Source organism: Variovorax paradoxus EPS (genome assembly GCF_000184745.1).
GTDB classification, from domain to species: domain Bacteria; phylum Pseudomonadota; class Gammaproteobacteria; order Burkholderiales; family Burkholderiaceae_C; genus Variovorax; species Variovorax paradoxus_C.
Map to the genome: position 1 here is coordinate 2,235,361 of NC_014931.1, position 16,031 is coordinate 2,251,391.

Annotated in this window: 17 protein-coding genes; 6 read left to right on the plus strand and 11 right to left on the minus strand. The window is 64.5% G+C overall.

From position 1 onward, the window contains the following. Positions 1-45: 45 nt before the first annotated feature. Positions 46-1,032: an NADPH:quinone oxidoreductase family protein gene (locus VARPA_RS10275; RefSeq protein WP_013540492.1), complete on the minus strand. Its 987-nt coding sequence runs from the start codon at positions 1,030-1,032 to the stop codon at positions 46-48. Positions 1,033-1,159: 127 nt separating this feature from the next. Here VARPA_RS10275 and surE point away from each other — a divergent pair, with 127 nt between their 5' ends. The 5 genes from surE to rlmD are packed head-to-tail and all read left to right on the plus strand — an operon-like array spanning position 1,160 to position 6,120. Further along, positions 1,160-1,918, plus strand: coding sequence for a 5'/3'-nucleotidase SurE (surE, locus tag VARPA_RS10280; protein WP_013540493.1), 759 nt, complete (start codon positions 1,160-1,162; stop codon positions 1,916-1,918). 1 nt (position 1,919) lies between these two features. Beyond that, positions 1,920-2,693: a protein-L-isoaspartate(D-aspartate) O-methyltransferase gene (locus VARPA_RS10285; protein ID WP_013540494.1), complete on the plus strand. Its 774-nt coding sequence runs from the start codon at positions 1,920-1,922 to the stop codon at positions 2,691-2,693. Positions 2,694-2,704: 11 nt separating this feature from the next. Continuing rightward, positions 2,705-3,613 carry a peptidoglycan DD-metalloendopeptidase family protein gene (locus VARPA_RS10290; protein ID WP_013540495.1) on the plus strand — a complete coding sequence of 303 codons (909 nt, stop codon included), beginning with the start codon at positions 2,705-2,707 and terminating at the stop codon, positions 3,611-3,613. Between the two features lie 4 nt (positions 3,614-3,617). Further along, positions 3,618-4,640, plus strand: a complete 1,023-nt coding sequence (locus tag VARPA_RS10295) for a sigma-70 family RNA polymerase sigma factor (protein ID WP_013540496.1) — start codon at positions 3,618-3,620, stop codon at positions 4,638-4,640. Positions 4,641-4,683: 43 nt separating this feature from the next. Next, the gene (rlmD, locus tag VARPA_RS10300; RefSeq protein WP_013540497.1) at positions 4,684-6,120 is read left to right on the plus strand and encodes a 23S rRNA (uracil(1939)-C(5))-methyltransferase RlmD; all 1,437 of its coding nucleotides are present in this window, start codon (positions 4,684-4,686) and stop codon (positions 6,118-6,120) included. A gap of 48 nt (positions 6,121-6,168) precedes the next feature. Here rlmD and VARPA_RS10305 read toward each other — a convergent pair whose 3' ends face one another. Next, positions 6,169-6,870 carry a Bax inhibitor-1/YccA family protein gene (locus VARPA_RS10305; RefSeq protein ID WP_013540498.1) on the minus strand — a complete coding sequence of 234 codons (702 nt, stop codon included), beginning with the start codon at positions 6,868-6,870 and terminating at the stop codon, positions 6,169-6,171. 162 nt (positions 6,871-7,032) lie between these two features. Here VARPA_RS10305 and VARPA_RS10310 point away from each other — a divergent pair, with 162 nt between their 5' ends. Beyond that, positions 7,033-7,440 (plus strand): GlcG/HbpS family heme-binding protein, encoded by a 408-nt coding sequence (locus VARPA_RS10310; protein ID WP_013540499.1) that lies wholly within the window; start codon positions 7,033-7,035, stop codon positions 7,438-7,440. 182 nt (positions 7,441-7,622) lie between these two features. On the opposite strand, the gene hemP is transcribed toward VARPA_RS10310, so the two are convergent. The 9 genes from hemP to VARPA_RS10350 all read right to left on the minus strand — a co-directional run bounded on the left by hemP (position 7,623) and on the right by VARPA_RS10350 (position 16,010). Next, the gene (hemP, locus tag VARPA_RS10315; RefSeq protein WP_013540500.1) at positions 7,623-7,835 is read right to left on the minus strand and encodes a hemin uptake protein HemP; all 213 of its coding nucleotides are present in this window, start codon (positions 7,833-7,835) and stop codon (positions 7,623-7,625) included. Positions 7,836-7,932: 97 nt separating this feature from the next. Then, positions 7,933-8,346, minus strand: a complete 414-nt coding sequence (locus tag VARPA_RS10320; RefSeq protein ID WP_013540501.1) for an ExbD/TolR family protein — start codon at positions 8,344-8,346, stop codon at positions 7,933-7,935. Between the two features lie 5 nt (positions 8,347-8,351). Further along, entirely contained in the window at positions 8,352-9,068 is a 717-nt protein-coding gene (locus VARPA_RS10325; RefSeq protein WP_013540502.1) for a MotA/TolQ/ExbB proton channel family protein, read from the minus strand. Positions 9,069-9,090: 22 nt separating this feature from the next. Next, positions 9,091-9,774 (minus strand): energy transducer TonB, encoded by a 684-nt coding sequence (locus VARPA_RS10330; protein WP_041943490.1) that lies wholly within the window; start codon positions 9,772-9,774, stop codon positions 9,091-9,093. Positions 9,775-9,875: 101 nt separating this feature from the next. Continuing rightward, positions 9,876-10,148, minus strand: a complete 273-nt coding sequence (locus VARPA_RS30550) for a (2Fe-2S)-binding protein (protein WP_013540504.1) — start codon at positions 10,146-10,148, stop codon at positions 9,876-9,878. Positions 10,149-10,261: 113 nt separating this feature from the next. Continuing rightward, positions 10,262-10,942, minus strand: coding sequence for a Fe2+-dependent dioxygenase (locus VARPA_RS10335; RefSeq protein WP_013540505.1), 681 nt, complete (start codon positions 10,940-10,942; stop codon positions 10,262-10,264). A 91-nt stretch (positions 10,943-11,033) separates the two neighbouring features. Beyond that, complete coding sequence (locus tag VARPA_RS10340; protein ID WP_013540506.1) at positions 11,034-13,415, minus strand: catecholate siderophore receptor Fiu; 2,382 nt, start codon at positions 13,413-13,415, stop codon at positions 11,034-11,036. A 241-nt stretch (positions 13,416-13,656) separates the two neighbouring features. Continuing rightward, positions 13,657-15,015, minus strand: coding sequence for a sulfite reductase subunit alpha (locus VARPA_RS10345; protein WP_013540507.1), 1,359 nt, complete (start codon positions 15,013-15,015; stop codon positions 13,657-13,659). Then, positions 15,012-16,010 carry an FAD:protein FMN transferase gene (locus tag VARPA_RS10350; RefSeq protein WP_013540508.1) on the minus strand — a complete coding sequence of 333 codons (999 nt, stop codon included), beginning with the start codon at positions 16,008-16,010 and terminating at the stop codon, positions 15,012-15,014. Before VARPA_RS10350 ends, VARPA_RS10345 begins: the two co-directional genes overlap by 4 nt. Between the last annotated feature and the right edge of the window lie 21 nt (positions 16,011-16,031).

Below are 16,031 nucleotides of genomic sequence, written 5' to 3' on the forward strand. Positions count from 1 at the left end.
CCGCATGAGCGGGCTTTTTTATTGGGCGGCTGAAACGAGTGCTGCTCAGTTCACCATCACCAGTTTTCCTTTGACGCCGCGCGAACCCATGTGCGCGTATGCGGCCTTCAATTCGGCCATCGGCATCGTGCTGTCGATCACCGGCTTGATCTTTCCCTGGCCGTACCACTGTGCCAATTCGGCCATCATCTGCGCATTGGCCTTTGGTTCGCGCCTGGCGAAATCGCCCCAGAACACGCCCACGAGCGATGCGCCTTTCAACAGCGTCAGATTCAATGGCAGCGACGGAATGGGACCCGACGCAAAACCCACGACCAAATAGCGGCCGCGCCAGCCAATGGAACGAAAAGCGGGCTCTGCAAAATCGCCGCCCACGGGGTCGTAAATGACATCCGGGCCCTTGCCGTCGGTGGCGGCCTTGATGGCATCGCGAAAACCGTTGGGCAATGCGTGCGTCGTGTAGTTGATCGTCGCATCGGCGCCAATGGACCGGCAGAGTTCACATTTCTCATCGGTCGAAGCGGCTGCAATCACTTTTGCACCGGCGGCTTTTGCAATCTGGATGGCTGCGGTCCCCACGCCGCCTGCCGCACCCAGCACCAGCACGGTTTCCCCGGCCTTGAGCTGCGCGCGGTCCATGAGCGCGTGCCACGATGTGGCGTAGATCATGATGAACGCGGCCGCGTCGACATGGCCGAAGCCCTCGGGCAGCGGCATGCACAGCGCCGCGGGGGCCAGCGTGTGGGTGCCGAAACCACCGGTGCCGGACAGGCACGCCACGTTCTGGCCCACCTTCAAGTGCGTCACGCCTTCGCCGACCGCCTGGATGACGCCCGCGTATTCCGAACCGGGAACAAAGGGCAGGGGCGGCTTCATCTGGTACTTGTTCTGCACGATCAGCAGGTCGGGGAAATTCAGGCTGGCGGCCTTGATCTCGATGAGCACCTGCCCGGGGCCCGGCGTGGGTGTCGGCAGTTCTTTCCAGGTGAGCGCGTCGACGCCAACGGGGTTTTCGCAAAGCCATGCGTGCATGCTCGGGTCTCCTTCGGATGGGTAATGTTGAGGCAATGACTGCGGGCATGATAGGTGCCGCGGCAGGGCGTCCTTGTCCCTGCTGCGACGCACCCGACGCCTACAATCCGGTGCACCGAAAAGCACCATGAAGATACTTATTTCCAATGACGACGGCTTCCAGGCGCCGGGCATCGTCGCACTGCACGACGCGCTCAAGGACATCGCCGACGTCGAGGTGGTCGCACCCGAACACAACAACAGCGCCAAGTCGAACGCACTCACGCTGGCCGCACCGCTCTACGTGCACAAGGCGCACAACGGTTTTCGCTACGTCACCGGCACACCGGCCGATTGCGTGCACATCGCACTCAAGGGCCTGCTCGACTACCGGCCCGACCTGGTGGTCTCCGGCATCAACAACGGCGCCAACATGGGCGACGACACCATCTATTCAGGCACTGTCGGCGCGGCCATGGAGGCGTATCTCTTCGGCATTCCAGCGATTGCTTTCTCGCAGATCGAAAAGGGTTGGGCGCATGTGGATGCGGCAGCGCAAGTCGCGCGTCGACTGGTGCAGCAGATCGAGCGCGAAAAGATGATCGGCGGCCCGGCCTTCCTGCTCAACGTGAACGTGCCGAACCGGCCCTTCGACGAGCTGAAGCCGGTCAAGGTCTGTCGCCTCGGTCGGCGTCATGCGGCGGAGAAGGTCATCACGCAGGACAGCCCGCGCGGCGAGACGATGTACTGGATTGCCGGCGCGGGCAGCGCCAAGGACAGCGGCGAAGGCACCGACTTTCACGCCACCGCCGCCGGCCACATTGCCCTCACGCCATTGCAGATCGACCTGACCGACCACGCCAACCTGGGCCAATGGCGCGAGACGGTGGCCCGTCTCGGCAATTGACATGGCCACGCAACGGCCGAGTTTCCCGGTTCGACTGACCCCCACCGCTTCGGCTGCCACGCGCGGGCGCATGCCCGCCGTGCCGGCCAAGCCGATGGTGCCGTCCACGCCTTCGATGGCCTCCGACGCGGTGCGCGCGCGCATGGTGCAGAAGCTCGCGGCGCAGGGCATTTCCGACCCGCGCGTGTTGCGCGCAATGAGCGCCGTCGAGCGGCATCGCTTCGTCGACAGCGCGCTGGTCAACCAGGCGTACGAAGACACCAGCTTGCCGATCGGCCTGGGGCAGACGATCTCCAAGCCGAGCGTGGTGGCCCGAATGATCGAGCTCCTGCTCGCTGCGCCCGCGTTGGCCGGCAAGCCGCAGGACCGGCTTGGCCGCGTGCTCGAGATCGGCACCGGCTGCGGCTACCAGGCCGCTGTGCTGAACCACGTGGCGACCGAGGTCTACAGCATCGAGCGCCTGCGCGGCCTGCACGAGCGTGCGCGCACGAACCTGCGGCACTTCCGGCTGGCCACGGTGCACCTGATGCTGGGCGACGGAATGATCGGCTATGCCAAGGGCGCGCCCTATGCGGGCATCATCGCGGCGGCGGGCGGCGAAGCCGTTCCGGAAGCCTGGATTTCACAACTCGCGGTCGGCGGGCGCATCGTTGCGCCGACCCATTCGGACAAGGGCGGACAAGCCCTCGTCGTCATCGACAAAACCGCCCGCGGACTGGAGCGTCTCATTCTTGAGGCGGTTCACTTTGTCCCCCTAAAATCGGGCATCGCTTGAAGGAATAACAAATGCAGGGTTTTGGCAATCGGAGTTTGTTCGCGGGCATCACGTTGGCCGTTGTGCTCGTGATCGCGGGCTGCTCCGCACCGCGCGGGCCGGCACCCGTCGAGGACCGCGGCACCATGTCGCGAGCGCCCGGTGCCACGCCGGGTGGTTCTCCCATCACCGTCGATGCCAACGGCAAGCCGCTCCAGGGCATCGAGAACTACGGCAAGCCGGGCTACTACGCCGTGCGACCCGGCGACACGATCCGCCGCATCGGCAGCGACACCGGACAACGCTGGCAGGACATTGCCCGCTGGAACAATCTGGACAACCCCGACCTGATCGAAGTGGGCCAGGTGCTGCGCGTGATTCCGCCGTCGGGTTCGGGCACGGCCGTTGCAACCGCTCCCGCAGTCTCGGGTTCGGAAGGCGCCGTCACCAAGCCGGTGACGCCGCCCCCGGTGATTGCACCTGTTCCAGCCGGCGGCGCAAGCACGCCGGTGAAGCCGGCCACGCCTGTCACGGCTTCTCCGGCAAGCCCTGGCAGCGGAAGTTCGGGCGACGAAGACCTCGGCTGGATCTGGCCCGCGAGCGGTTCGCTGATCGCCGGCTTCGATGAAGCAAAGAACAAGGGTTACGACATCAGCGGCAAGGCGGGCGATCCCGTGCTGGCCGCAGCCGACGGTCGTGTGGTTTATGCGGGCGCGGGCCTTCGCGGCTACGGCAACCTGATCATCCTGAAGCACAACAACACATACCTCACGGCCTATGCGCACAACCAGGCGCTGCTCGTGAAGGAAGACCAGTCGGTTCAGAAGGGCCAGAAGATCGCCGAAATGGGCAACAGCGACGCGGATCGCGTGAAGCTGCATTTCGAGATCCGCCGCCAGGGCAAGCCCGTCGACCCGTCACGCTACCTGCCCGGTCGGTGATGCCATGGCTGCCTCCCGCCCCCGTCGCACGCTGCCTGTGCGCGGGCTGGCGGGCAGAGGTGGCAGGTCTTCCGGCGACAAGGAAATCTCGCCCGACGAGAATATTCCGGCCGACCCTGTAGAGCTCAACGCGGCGCTGCCACGCGGCGCCAAGGCCGAGCTGATCGGTGGCGAAGGCGCTGACGCGCTGACCATCTACCTGCGCCAGGTCCGGCGCACCGAGCTCTTCACCCCCGACGAGGAATTCCAGGCCGCCTGCGCTGCGCGGTCAGGCGACTTCGCGGCGCGGCAATCGATGATCGAGCACAACCTTCGGCTCGTGGTCAACATTGCCAAGGGGTATCTCGGCCGCGGCGTGCCGCTCTCGGACCTCATCGAAGAGGGCAATCTCGGACTGATGCATGCCATCACCAAGTTCGAGCCCGAGCGCGGTTTTCGCTTCTCCACCTATGCGACCTGGTGGATTCGCCAGTCGGTCGAACGCGCAGTCATGACGCAGGCGCGCGCGATTCGCCTGCCGGTGCACGTGGTGCGCGAACTGCAGCAGGTGCTGCGCGCGCGCCGTGCCCTCGAAGGCGATGCGGAGTTCGTTGCACGCCGCCCCGACGGCGTGCGCGTGGAAGACATCGCAGCGCTGCTCGGCCGCGACGTGCAGGAGGTGGCCGACCTGCTGGCCCTTTCCGAAGCGCCGCGCTCTCTGGACGCTGGCGATGCGCGCGGGGACGAGGGCTTCACGCTCGCCGACACGGTGGCATCCGACGATGAGCAGGGCAATCCGAGCGGCGTGACCCAGGCGCACGAGGTGGAGCGTCTGCTCGACCAGTGGATCCACGCGCTCGACGCACGCGAGCGCGAGGTGCTGGAAGGCCGCTATGGCCTGCATGACCGAGAACCCGAAACCCTCGAGGTGCTGAGCGTGCGCCTGGGCCTCACGCGCGAGCGCGTCAGGCAGATCCAGAACGAGGCGTTGGCCAAGATGCGCCGGCAGTTGGCGCGCTCGGGCATCGGGCGGGATGCGCTGTTCTAGCGGAGGCAAAAAAGCGGGGCGGCCGCGCTGAGACAATCGGGGGATGACGGAACCCATCGAAGAAAAGAAAGTCCCCACGAATCCCGGCGAAGAATGGCTGAAAGTCGAGTCGCTCGACCTCGACGCGCAGGGCGTTTCCCACAAGGCCGACGGCATGGTCGTTTTCATCGAAGGTGCATTGCCTTTCGAGGAAGTGCAGTTCAACGTCCATCGCCGGAAGAACAACTGGGAACAAGGCACGGTCACCCACATCCGGCGCGAATCGTCGCAGCGGGTGCGCCCGGGCTGCCCGCATTTCGGCCTGCACACCGGTGCCTGCGGCGGCTGCAAGATGCAGCACCTGGATGCAGCGGCACAGGTGGCCGTGAAGCAGCGCGCGCTGGAAGACAACCTCTGGCACCTGGGCAAGGTGCGCCCCGAAAACGTGCTGCGCCCGCTCGAGGGCCCGGCATGGCATTACCGCTACCGCGCGCGGCTGTCGGTGCGCCACGTGGTCAAGAAGGGCACGGTGCTGATCGGCTTTCATGAGCGCAAGAGCCGCTACCTCGCCGACATGCAGGTATGCCCGGTGCTGCCCAAGCAGGTCAGCGAGATGCTGATGCCCTTGCGCGCGCTGATCGGCTCGATGGACGCGCGCGAGACCTGTCCGCAGATCGAACTGGCCTGCGGCGATGCGCCGGACTCCACCGCACTTGGGACGATCGCGCTGGTGCTGCGGCATCTGGAGCCCCTGTCGCGTGCCGACATCGACCGGCTGAAGGCATTTGCCGCCCAGAACGAGGGTGTCCAGTGGTGGTTGCAGGCCAAGGGGCCGGAAACGGTGAAGCTGCTGGAAGAGGGCGGCACGCCGCTGGCTTACCGCCTGCCCGAATTCGGCGTCACGATGCCGTTCAAGCCCACCGATTTCACGCAGGTCAATCCGCATATCAATCGCGCGCTGGTGGGCAAGGCGCTTCGCCTGCTCGATGTGCAGTCCGACGAACGCGTCATCGACTGGTTCTGTGGTCTCGGCAATTTCACCCTGCCGCTGGCGAGCCGGGCGCGCGAGGTGCTGGGCATCGAAGGCAGCGACACGCTCGTGGCGCGCGCGACCGACAACCTCAAGAAGAACGAGCCCGCAACGAGCGCTCGGCGGGCGCTTTCGCCGACCACGTTCGTCGCGCGCAACCTGTTCGAGATGACGCCGGCCATGCTGGTGGCCGATGGCAGTGCCGACAAGTGGCTGGTCGATCCGCCGCGCGAAGGCGCTTTCGCGCTCGCCAAGGCGATGGCCGATCTGCATCAGCAGCCCGAGCTGCGCACCGATGGATGGACGCCGCCCAAGCGCATCGTGTACGTGAGTTGCAACCCGTCGACGCTTGCGCGCGATGCCGGGTTGCTGGTGCATCAGGCAGGATATCGATGCACCTTCGCGGGGGTGGTCAACATGTTCCCGCACACGGCGCACGTCGAGTCGATTGCGGTCTTCGACCTGGAATGAAAAAGGGCCCGAAAGGGCCCTTTGTTCTTGAGCGCGGTTTTCGCTCGCTCAGTCGCGTTCGCCGCCGAAGATGCCCAGCAGGGCCAGCAGGCTCTGGAACACATTGAACAGGTCCAGGTACAGGGCCAGCGTGGCGGTGATGTAGTTGGTTTCGCCGCCGTCCATGATCTGCTTCAGGTCATAGAGCATGTAGGCCGAGAAGATGCCGATGGCGGCCACCGAGATGACGAGCATGCCGGTGGTCGAGCCGACGAACACGTTGATGATCGCGCCGAACATCAGCACCATCGCGCCGACGAACAGGAACTTGCCCATGCCCGACAGGTCGCGCTTGATGACCGTGGCCAGCGAGGCCATAACAAAGAACACGCCCGCCGTGCCGCCGAAGGCTGTCATGACGAGTTCGGAGCCGTTCTTGAAGCCGAGCACCATCGCGATCAGGCGCGACAGCATCAGGCCCATGAAGAAGGTGAAGGCCAAAAGCACCGGCACGCCGGCTGCCGAGTTCTTTGTCTTCTCGATGGCAAACATGAAACCGAAGGCGCCGCCCATGAATACGATCAGGCCGAGTCCGCCGGTGAGCGAGCGCGTGAGGCCGGTGCTCACGCCGAGCCAGGCGCCCAGCACGGTGGGCAGCAGGCTCAATGCCAATAGCCAATAGGTATTGCGCAGGACGCGTTGGCGCTCCGCCTGCGGCAACGTCTGGCCGTAGCCTGTGGAAGTGTCGAGGGTGGTGACGCGGTCGCTCATGGCCGAAGCTCCTGTGGTTGCTGCTGCGCAGTTGGGCGCATTCTAGGTGTCTGCAAGAGGAGGGCGACTGAAAGACCGTATCCAGGTTGTTCTTAAGCGTCCTGGCGGCTTCGAGGTGGGCGGCCGTTATGCTGTCGGGTTTTTACGCAACCTGAGCTCAACATGAAGACCAAATCATTCCTCGAACTCGCTGACGTCAAGGCCATCGCCGCGGCGGCCGAAGCCGAAGCCCTGAAGAACAACTGGGCCGTGACCATCGCCATCTCGGACGATGCCGGCAATCTGCTCTGGCTGCAGCGCCTGGACGGTGCCGCGGCGCTGTCGTCGCACATTGCCCCCGCCAAGGCGCATACGGCTGCCATGGGCCGGCGCGAGAGCAAGGTCTATGAAGACATCATCAACGGCGGCCGCACAGCGTTTTTGACGGCGCCTGCTGTCCAGGGCCTGCTTGAAGGTGGCGTGCCGATCGTGAAAGACGGTCAGGTCATCGGCGCAGTCGGCGTGAGCGGCGTGAAGTCGAACGAAGACGCGCAGATTGCCAAGGCGGGCATTGCCGCGATCGGCCTCTGAGTCTTTTCTCTCCGCACAAAGCAAAACGCCGACTTCGAGGTCGGCGTTTTCTTTGGAGCGTTCAGCGTGAAAAAAAGCTTGGCTAGTCGGCGAACCGTTGGCTAGCAAAAAACGACCCTTCGGAGATAAATCTCCTTGAGTCGCCCCACGATGAAACTTGCGCGAAGGGCGGGCTGAGCGACTTACTTGGTCAGGATCAGCTTGCCGAGTTTGGTGGCCTGGAGCCGGTAGAGCGAACCGTTGTGCATGATGCCCACGGTCTTGCTTCCTTTGAGAAGCTCTGTGCTTTCGACCATTGGCACCGGACGCGATGCCTGGATCGACGCATGGCCGCCACCCGATTGGTCGAGCGAAGGATGGTTCAGAACAGTGAAGGCATTCGGTGTGGCTGGCATTTGGAGTTCCCTTATCGAAGCGATGAGTGAATGATAATGATTCTCAACAAGAAGTCAATCGCGAAGATTGATTTTTTTCACACGCTTCGAATTCAGTTCACTTCGCGTCGGGTTCGGTGATGAAACCGATCTTGCGCACGCCGGCTTCCCGCGCTTCCGACATGGCCTTGGCAACACGCTCGTAGCGCACGGCCTTGTCGCCGCGGATGTGCAGTTCGGGCTGCGGCTCCTTGGCGGCTTCGGCGGCGAGGCGGTTTGGCAGTTCGCTGTCGTCGATCTTCTGCTCGTTCCAGTAGTAGCTGCCGTCTGCCGTGACGCTGAACAGGATGTTCTGCGGCTTGGGCTGCTCGGGCTCGCTGCTGGCGCGCGGCAGGTCGATGTTGACCGCGTGCTTCATCACCGGCACGGTGATGATGAAGATGATCAGGAGCACCAGCATGACGTCGACCAGCGGCGTCATGTTGATCTCGTTCATCACCTCATCGGGTTCGTCTTGTGTTCCGAAAGCCATGGCGTTCAGCCCTTCTTGAGCGGAACCACGATCGCGTCGCCGCTACCGCTTTGCACGCGGGCGCCGGTCACGAAGTAGGCGTGCAGATCGTGGGCGAAGCTGTTGAGCTTGGTCAGCACGAACTTGTTGCCGCGAACCAGCGCGTTGTAGCCGAGCACCGCGGGGATCGCCACTGCCAGGCCGAGCGCCGTCATGATCAGCGCCTCGCCGATCGGACCCGCCACCTTGTCGATGGTGGCCTGGCCGGCCGAGCCGATGCTCATCAGTGCGTGGTAGATGCCCCAGACCGTGCCGAAGAGTCCGATGAACGGCGCCGTGGAACCCACCGATGCCAGGATGGCCAGGCCGGTTTGAAGGCGTGCGGTGAATGCGTCGATGCCGTTGCGGAGGGCTCGCGTGATCCAGTCGCTCACGTCGAGTGCATCGTGCAGGTGGGCCTTGGTGTTGCGGTGGTGAGCTGCCGCCTCGCGGCCTTCGAGCGCCAGTGCGCGGAAGGGGTTGCTGTCGTCCTTGCCGAGCTTGTTCAGCGCGGTGGCGAAGTCTTCGCTGTGCCAGAAGTCCTGCGAGTTCTTGGCAAGGCGCTTGTACTTGATGACGTCGAGTGCCTTGACGATGATCACGATCCACGATGCAAGCGACATGCCGATCAACAGCACCGCGACGGCCTTGGTGACGAAGTCGCCCTGATTCCAGACGTTCATCAAGCCGAAATGGGATTCCATACGAAGTTGCTCCAGAGAAAAATTAGTTCAAGACGTAGTTGACGGGGGCGTCATAGGACATGGCCTGAACCACGCCGTTGACCTTGCCGGGCACGAACCGGCATTTCATGATGTATTCGATGGCGGCCTCGTCGAGGCGTTCGAAACCGCTGGATTTCTTGACCTCGGCGCTCTTGGGCAGCCCGTCGACGCCGACGAGCACCTTGACGATCACCTTGCCCTGCTCGCCGAGCCGTTTGCTCATGGCGGGGTAGACGGCCTTGGGGTTCTGCAGGTAGTCGGCGTTGCTCGAGGGCAGTTGCACCGCGGGCGGGGCCGGAGGTGCCGGCGGCAGTGCGGGCGGAGCCGGCGGTATGGGCGCAGCCGGGGGTGCTGGCGGAGGAGGCGGTTCCGTGGTGCCCACGGGTGCCTGCGGGGCTGGCGTGGGCTTGGGTTCGCGGATGGCTTGCGGCCGCGGTGGAGGCGGCGCCTTGGCCACTTTCGGAGGAGGTGGCGGGGGTGGCGGAGGGTCTACCTTGGGCTTCGGCGCTTCGATGAACTGGCTCATTATTTCGACCGGAATCACCACTTCGGCAGCGCGCCGCAGCAACCCGCTTTGCAGCGCCCAGAGCGCAGCCGCATGAAACACGATGACACCGCTCGCAATGACGACATTGCGCGAGAGGCCAAAAACCGAGGGGGGAGGGGCAAAGCGGTCAGTCACGATCAACCATTCGAATGCGGGCACGCCTAAACGTGCCCCGATTGCAGCAAAACCGCTACGACGTTACTTGCGAAAAATCCACCAGACCGAGCCTGCGACCAGGATCAGGCTGCCGCCGAGTGCCGAGACGAGTTCCATGCCTTGCTTTCCGTAATGGAGTTGGCAAGCTGGATCGCCCTCGGACCCGATTCGCGATTCAACGCGGCGGTCGGATGCGAAGCGCTGCATTGCGCGACGATATCGCGCGCACATCCTTCACATTGGCCACATTGTGTGGCCACGCCCAGTTCGAATTGCACTTCGTCAAAAGTCATGCCGGCTCGCACATGGCGTGCGATTTCACGGTCAGAAACTCGATGGCAGACGCAAACGATCATGGCTGTGAAGCGGGCAGTTGGCTGGCTGTTGGTTGCCCGATTATAAATAAGAATCCATCGCATTTGCAATAACTATGGTGTTACTGGGCTTATCGACGACTCTCCGGCGCCCGCTATACCTCCGACCAGAGCCGCAATAGGTTGTGGTAGTGGCCCGTCAGCGCCACCGTCTCTTCGCATTCGCCCAGCCGGGCGCGCAATTTCTGGATGTTCTGGTCGAGCTCGAACAGCATGCTGCGCTGCTGGTCGTTGCGCACCATGCTCTGGAGCCAGAAGAACGAGCAAACCCGCGCCCCGCGCGTCACGGGGTGAACGCGGTGCAGGCTGCTTGCCGGATAAAGAATGAGGTCGCCGGCCGGCAGCTTCACTTCGTGCGAGCCATAGGTGTCGATCACCTCGAGCTCGCCGCCGTCGTAATCTTCCGGATCGCACAGGAACAGCGTGCAGGACAGGTCGGTGCGCAGTTGCTGGCCACCTCCGGGCAGCGCGCGCACCGCGCCGTCGATGTGGACGCCGTAGTGCTCGCCCCCTTCATAGCGATTGAAGAGCGGCGGAACAAACCGCGAGGGCAGGGCGGCCGAAAAGAAAAGCGAATGACGCGCCAGCGCAGCAAGCACCGTGGCCCCGAGTTCGCGCCCGACAGCCGATGACTCTGGCAACTGCCGGTTGCGCTTGACCTGCGCGCCTTGCGCGCCAACCGTCTCGCGGCCATCGATCCATTTCGTCGCATCCAGCGCGGCGCGCATGTCGCGCACCTGGGCGGGACTCAAGACGTCGGGCACGTGCAGCATCATTTTTCAGGCACTCCGCAAAGAGAAAAGCCCCGGCACGGGGCCGGGGCTCGAGTTTCGCACCGCGCCGGGCGGACCCGGCAGGCAACAAGGATCAGAACGCGAAGTTCGCGGTGATCTTTGCCGAGCGGGGCGTGCCCGGCGTGTAGCGGTAGCCGCTCTTGTTGATGGCCGCCGCGTACTCCTTGTCGAACAGGTTGGAGATGTTCAGCTGGATATCGACGTTCTTGTTGATGCGGTAGGACGCCATGGCGTCGAATACCCAGTACGCGTCGATATAGGCCGGCGTACCCACCGCGCCGTCGGTGCCGCGGTGCAGTTTGCCGTTGTAGCGCGCGCCGCCGCCGATGGTCAGGCCGAACGGGAACTGGTAGGTGGTCCAGGCGGTGAAGGCGTTCTTCGGCGTGTAGACCAGCACGTTGGTGCCGTCGGCAGTGACGTTGGGACCGCTCTGGACCTTGGTGTCCATCGTCGTGAACCCGGCCGTCACGCCCCAGCGTTCGGTGATGCTGCCCGCCAGGCCCAGTTCGATGCCCTGAACGCGCTTCTTGCCGCTCTGGTAGTAGACCGAGGGGTTGGTCGGGTCTTGCACCACTTCATTGGTCACGTCGGTGCGATAGAGCGCGCCGGTCAGCGACAGCTTGTCGTTCATCACGTCCCACTTCGTGCCGATTTCGAAGGTCTTGGCCTTCTGCGGCAGGAAGTCGGTGCGCGCAGCGCTGTTGCCCGAGCCGGCGGCCGACAGCGAGAAGTTCGCGCCGCCCGGAGGCTGGGCCGACGTGCCGTAGGCCGCGTAGATGCTGCCGTTCTTCACGGGCTTGTAGACCACGCCGATCTTGCCGGTGAACAGGTTGTCCGAGAGCTTGAGCGACGAGGGCACGAGCGTGCCGACCGGCAGGCCCGGGTTGGTCGTTGCGGTCGACAGCGTCGAGCCCTGGAACGACGTGTTGTAGTGGTCGAAGCGCAGGCCCCCCGTGATCTGCCACTGCTCGTTGAGCTTCACCGTGTCGAAGGCATACAGGCCGACGGTGTTGGTCACGCCCTTGCTGTCGGCGCCGCTCTGGATGCGGCTGTAGCCGTTGACATAGGGGTTCGGTGCGTAGAGGTTCGCAGCCGGCCAGGCGCCGTTCTGGATCGCTTTGCCGTTGAACAGCGCGCCTGGAGCGAAGTAGCCCAGGTTCGACTGTTCTTCGCGGATCAGCTCCACGCCTGCGCTCAGCGAGTGGCTCACGCTTCCGGTGTCGAACTTGGCGGTCACGTTCGTCTGGTTGACGAAAATCGTGTTTTCCTGGTTCTTGCTGGTTGGCGAGTTGCGCGTGACTGCCCAACTGGAGGGAAGGCCCGGGATCGGCGTGCTGAGGAATGCCGTATTGGCGGAGGGAGGCGGGTTGCCGTTGGTTCCCAGGCCGCCCAGCATGAACGACGTCAGCATGTAGTCCTGCTTCGTCTTGCCGTAGCGCGTGGTGTTGCGCAGCGTGACATCGGGCGTGAAGTCGTGCTCGACGCGTGCGGTGAACATGTCCGCCGTGACCTTGTTGAAGTCGTACGACGTGCCGTAGAAGTTCTTCGAATCGACCGGTGCAGCGTAGTTCAGGAAGCTGCGGCGACGTGCGCCGAGCGCCGTCGGATCGGGGTTCGAGTAGCTGGGCAGGCCAATGGTCGGCACGCCGCCGTCGGGGACGTTGTTCTGGTCGACGTGCAGGTAGTCGAAATAGAAGCGCGTGGGCGAGTTCAGGCCGAGTGCGATCGACGGTGCAATGGCCGTGTGCTTGTTCTTGACAAAGTCGCGGCCTGCAACGCCCGAGTCTTCCGTCACCGCGTTCAGGCGGAATGCCGCGCCGATGCCGTTGGCGCTGCTGAGCGACTTGTTCCAGTCGATGCTGCCGCGCTTGTAGTCGGCGCTGCCGAAGCCGATCGAGCCGAGGAAGCTGTCTTCGAGCTTCGGCTTCTTGGTCACGAGGTTGATGTAGCCGGTAGGCGAGGTGCGGCCGACGTCGGTACCCGACGGACCTTTCACGACTTCGACCTGCTCGATGTTGAACACGTCGCGCGAGACCGAGCCGAGGTCGCGGATGCCGTCCACGAAGATGCTGCTCGAACTGTCGAAGCCGCGCATGAAGACCGCGTCGCCGGTGTTCGTGTTGCCGTTCTCCCCGAGGAAGAAAGTGCCCACGCCGGGCGTGTTGCGCAGCGCCTCGGTCAGTGTCGTCGCGCCTTGTTCGCGGATGACCTGTTCCTTGATGACCTGCACGGTTTGCGGCGTGTTCAACAGCGGTGCCGTGAACTTGGGGTTGGCCGAGGTGTCGGTCTTGTAGTCGACGCCCGCGGAGTCCTGCACGCGAACTTCGGGCAGTGCGCTGTTTGCCTGTGCAAAGGCGGCGGGGGCCGCAATGGCCATCAGCGTTGCGGCGGCAGCGCCGGAGAGGCTGGGAACGGCACGCGCGACGGCGTGTTTGCGGCTCTTGATGTAGGCCATGTAGTTTTCTCCGAAAAAGGGGCGGCGAACTGAAGGACTCGACTGGCGATGTCCGCACGCACGCTTTCAGAATGAGAAAACCGCTGGACTGGCTGGGTGAGTCAATTTGCGCTGGAGCGCAAAGCGATGCGAATAATAGTGTTTCTCATTAGCCTTTGAGGGGCATTTGCAAACTTAAGCCATAAGTTTTGCCGCACTGTTGTCAGTAAGCAACTGACCCGCCTGCGAGTCCGCTCGAAGGTCAATAGACGTCGCGGCGATATCGTCCGGCGACCGACAACTCCGCCCAGCGTGCAGGGCCGGCGATCTGCTTCAAGGCGGCATCCACGCCCGATGCCATGCCCTGCAGGCTCCCGCAAACGTAAACGGCCGCATCGTTGTCCAGCCATGTACGCAGTTGGTCGGCCGATTGCAGCAGCCGGTGCTGCACGTAGAGGCGTTCGGGTTGATCGCGCGAGAACACCATGTCGAGCCGCTGCAGCACACCGGAAGACTGCCAAGCCTCGATTTCCTCGCGGCAGAGGAAGTCATGAGCAGCCCGCCGTTCGCCGAACACCAGCCAGTTGTCGTTGCGGCCTGCTGCCGCACGGGCGCGCAGATGAGCGCGAAGGCCGGCCAGCCCGGTGCCGTTGCCGATGAGGATCAGCGGACGCGTTTCATTGCCGTCGAGGCGGAAGGTGCGATGTGGCCGCAGGCGCAGTGCCACCGAATCTCCAAGCGTGAGCGTCGAGGTGAGCAGGCCCGATGCGGTGCCGAGCGTGCCATCGGGATGCTGTTCCTGGCGCACCAATAACTGCAGTTCGCCATCGGCGGGCAGCGACGCGATCGAATAATCGCGGGGCCGCGCCGGATCGCTCGCAACGGCGATCTGTACCAGGTCGCCTGAAGCCCAGTGAGGCATCGCTCCCGACTGCGGCACCAGGCCCAGTTGGAAGACCGGCGCACCGGCGCTGCCGGCGTTCAGCAGTTCGCGCGTCGTGAGTCGCCACGGTGCGAATGCGTCGGCGGGATCTTCCTGATCGGCGGCAACGTCGCCCCACCGGGCTTGCCAGTCGGCCAGTGCGGCAGGGTCGCTGTTGTCGACCTCGAGGCATTCGAAATCGCGCCTGGCCCCGGCCGCATGCAGCCACGCATCGAGTGCGCGACCGAAGCCGCAGAAGTTCTTGTACTGGCGGTCTCCGAGCGCCAGCACGGCATAGCGAAGCGAAGACAAGGTGACAGGTGAATCCATCACCCGCTCCGCGAACACGCTGGCGCCATCGGGTGCATCGCCTTCGCCGTACGTACTTGCCACGAAGAGCGCGCGGTCTGCAGAGGCGAGCGTGGCGGCATCCAGTGCGTTGAGCTCCATCACGCGCACCGGTGTGCCTGCCGCATGCAGTCGCCGCGCCGTCTGCCAGGCGATCGTCTCCGCCTGGCCGGTCTGGCTGGCGAACAGCACGAGGGTCGGCGGCGTTTCGCCGTCGGTCGACAGCGCTGCCGCTTCGCGGACTGCCGCGGTGCGCTGCCGTCGTTGCCGCGCGTAGACGGCAAGGCAAAGCGCCGCATAGGCCGTCGCTGTGGCGCCCGCGCCCAGCGTGCGCAACATCGCCTCGGTCATGCGCCGGTCTGCGCGATCCAGGCGCGCGTGGCTCGCGGAACCAAGTCGTCGTGGGCGATGAACATGGCCGCGATCTCGTGGCGCTCTGCGAAGGCGAGGCCGTCGTCCAGCCCCAGCACGGTCAGCACGGTGGCCAGCGCGTCGGCCTGCATGCATTGCGCATGCAGCACCGTGACGCTCGCCAGTGCGTGCCCGACCGGTTGGCCGTTGCGCGGATCGATGGTGTGCGACCAGCGGCGTCCCTCGTGTTCGCGGCGATGCCAGCGGTCGCCCGATGTGGCGGTGGCCATGTCGGCCAGCGCAATGCGCTGCGCGGCGAGCGATTCGCCATCGATCAGCACCCGCCACGGCTGCCCATCCGGACGGCGACCGATGCCGCGCAGTTCGCCGCCGATCTCGAACAGCAGGTCGGTGAGGGCCAGCCCGCGCAATGTCTCGACGCCGTGATCGACCGCGAAACCCTTGGCGATCCCCGAGAGATCGAGCGTGATGTTCCCCGGCTGCAGCAGGGTGCCGCGCGCTTCGTCGAATTCCAGCTGCTGCCAGCCCGTGCGCGTGCGCAGTTCGGCGATGGCTTCGGGCGTGGGAAAACTGTTCTCTTCCGCGTCAGGGCCGAATCCCCAGCCAGCGACCAGCGGACCGACAGTCGGATCGATCGCGCCTCCGCTGACGCGCGCCCAGTGAAGCGCGCAGCGCATTACCTCGGCGAATTCCTCGGGCAGCGCGTGCCGCGAGCCCGCAGGCGCAATGTTGAAGCGGCTGATGTCCGACGTCGGCTCCCAGTGGCTCATCTGCGTTATGACCCGCGCAAGCGCCGCATCGACCGCTTCGCGCACCTGTTCCAGCGGAAGCATCCGCGGGTTGTCGAAGCGAAGCGACCAGGTCGTGCCCATCGTCTGCCCGCCCAATTGCTGCAGGCGGGCAGGGTCGGCGCGACGCGGGACGGCCGCGTTGGCGTAACCGCCTGCGCGCCAGGTGCTGAATGAAAGTCCCAAGGGAGCGCGCCGTCTCAGGGA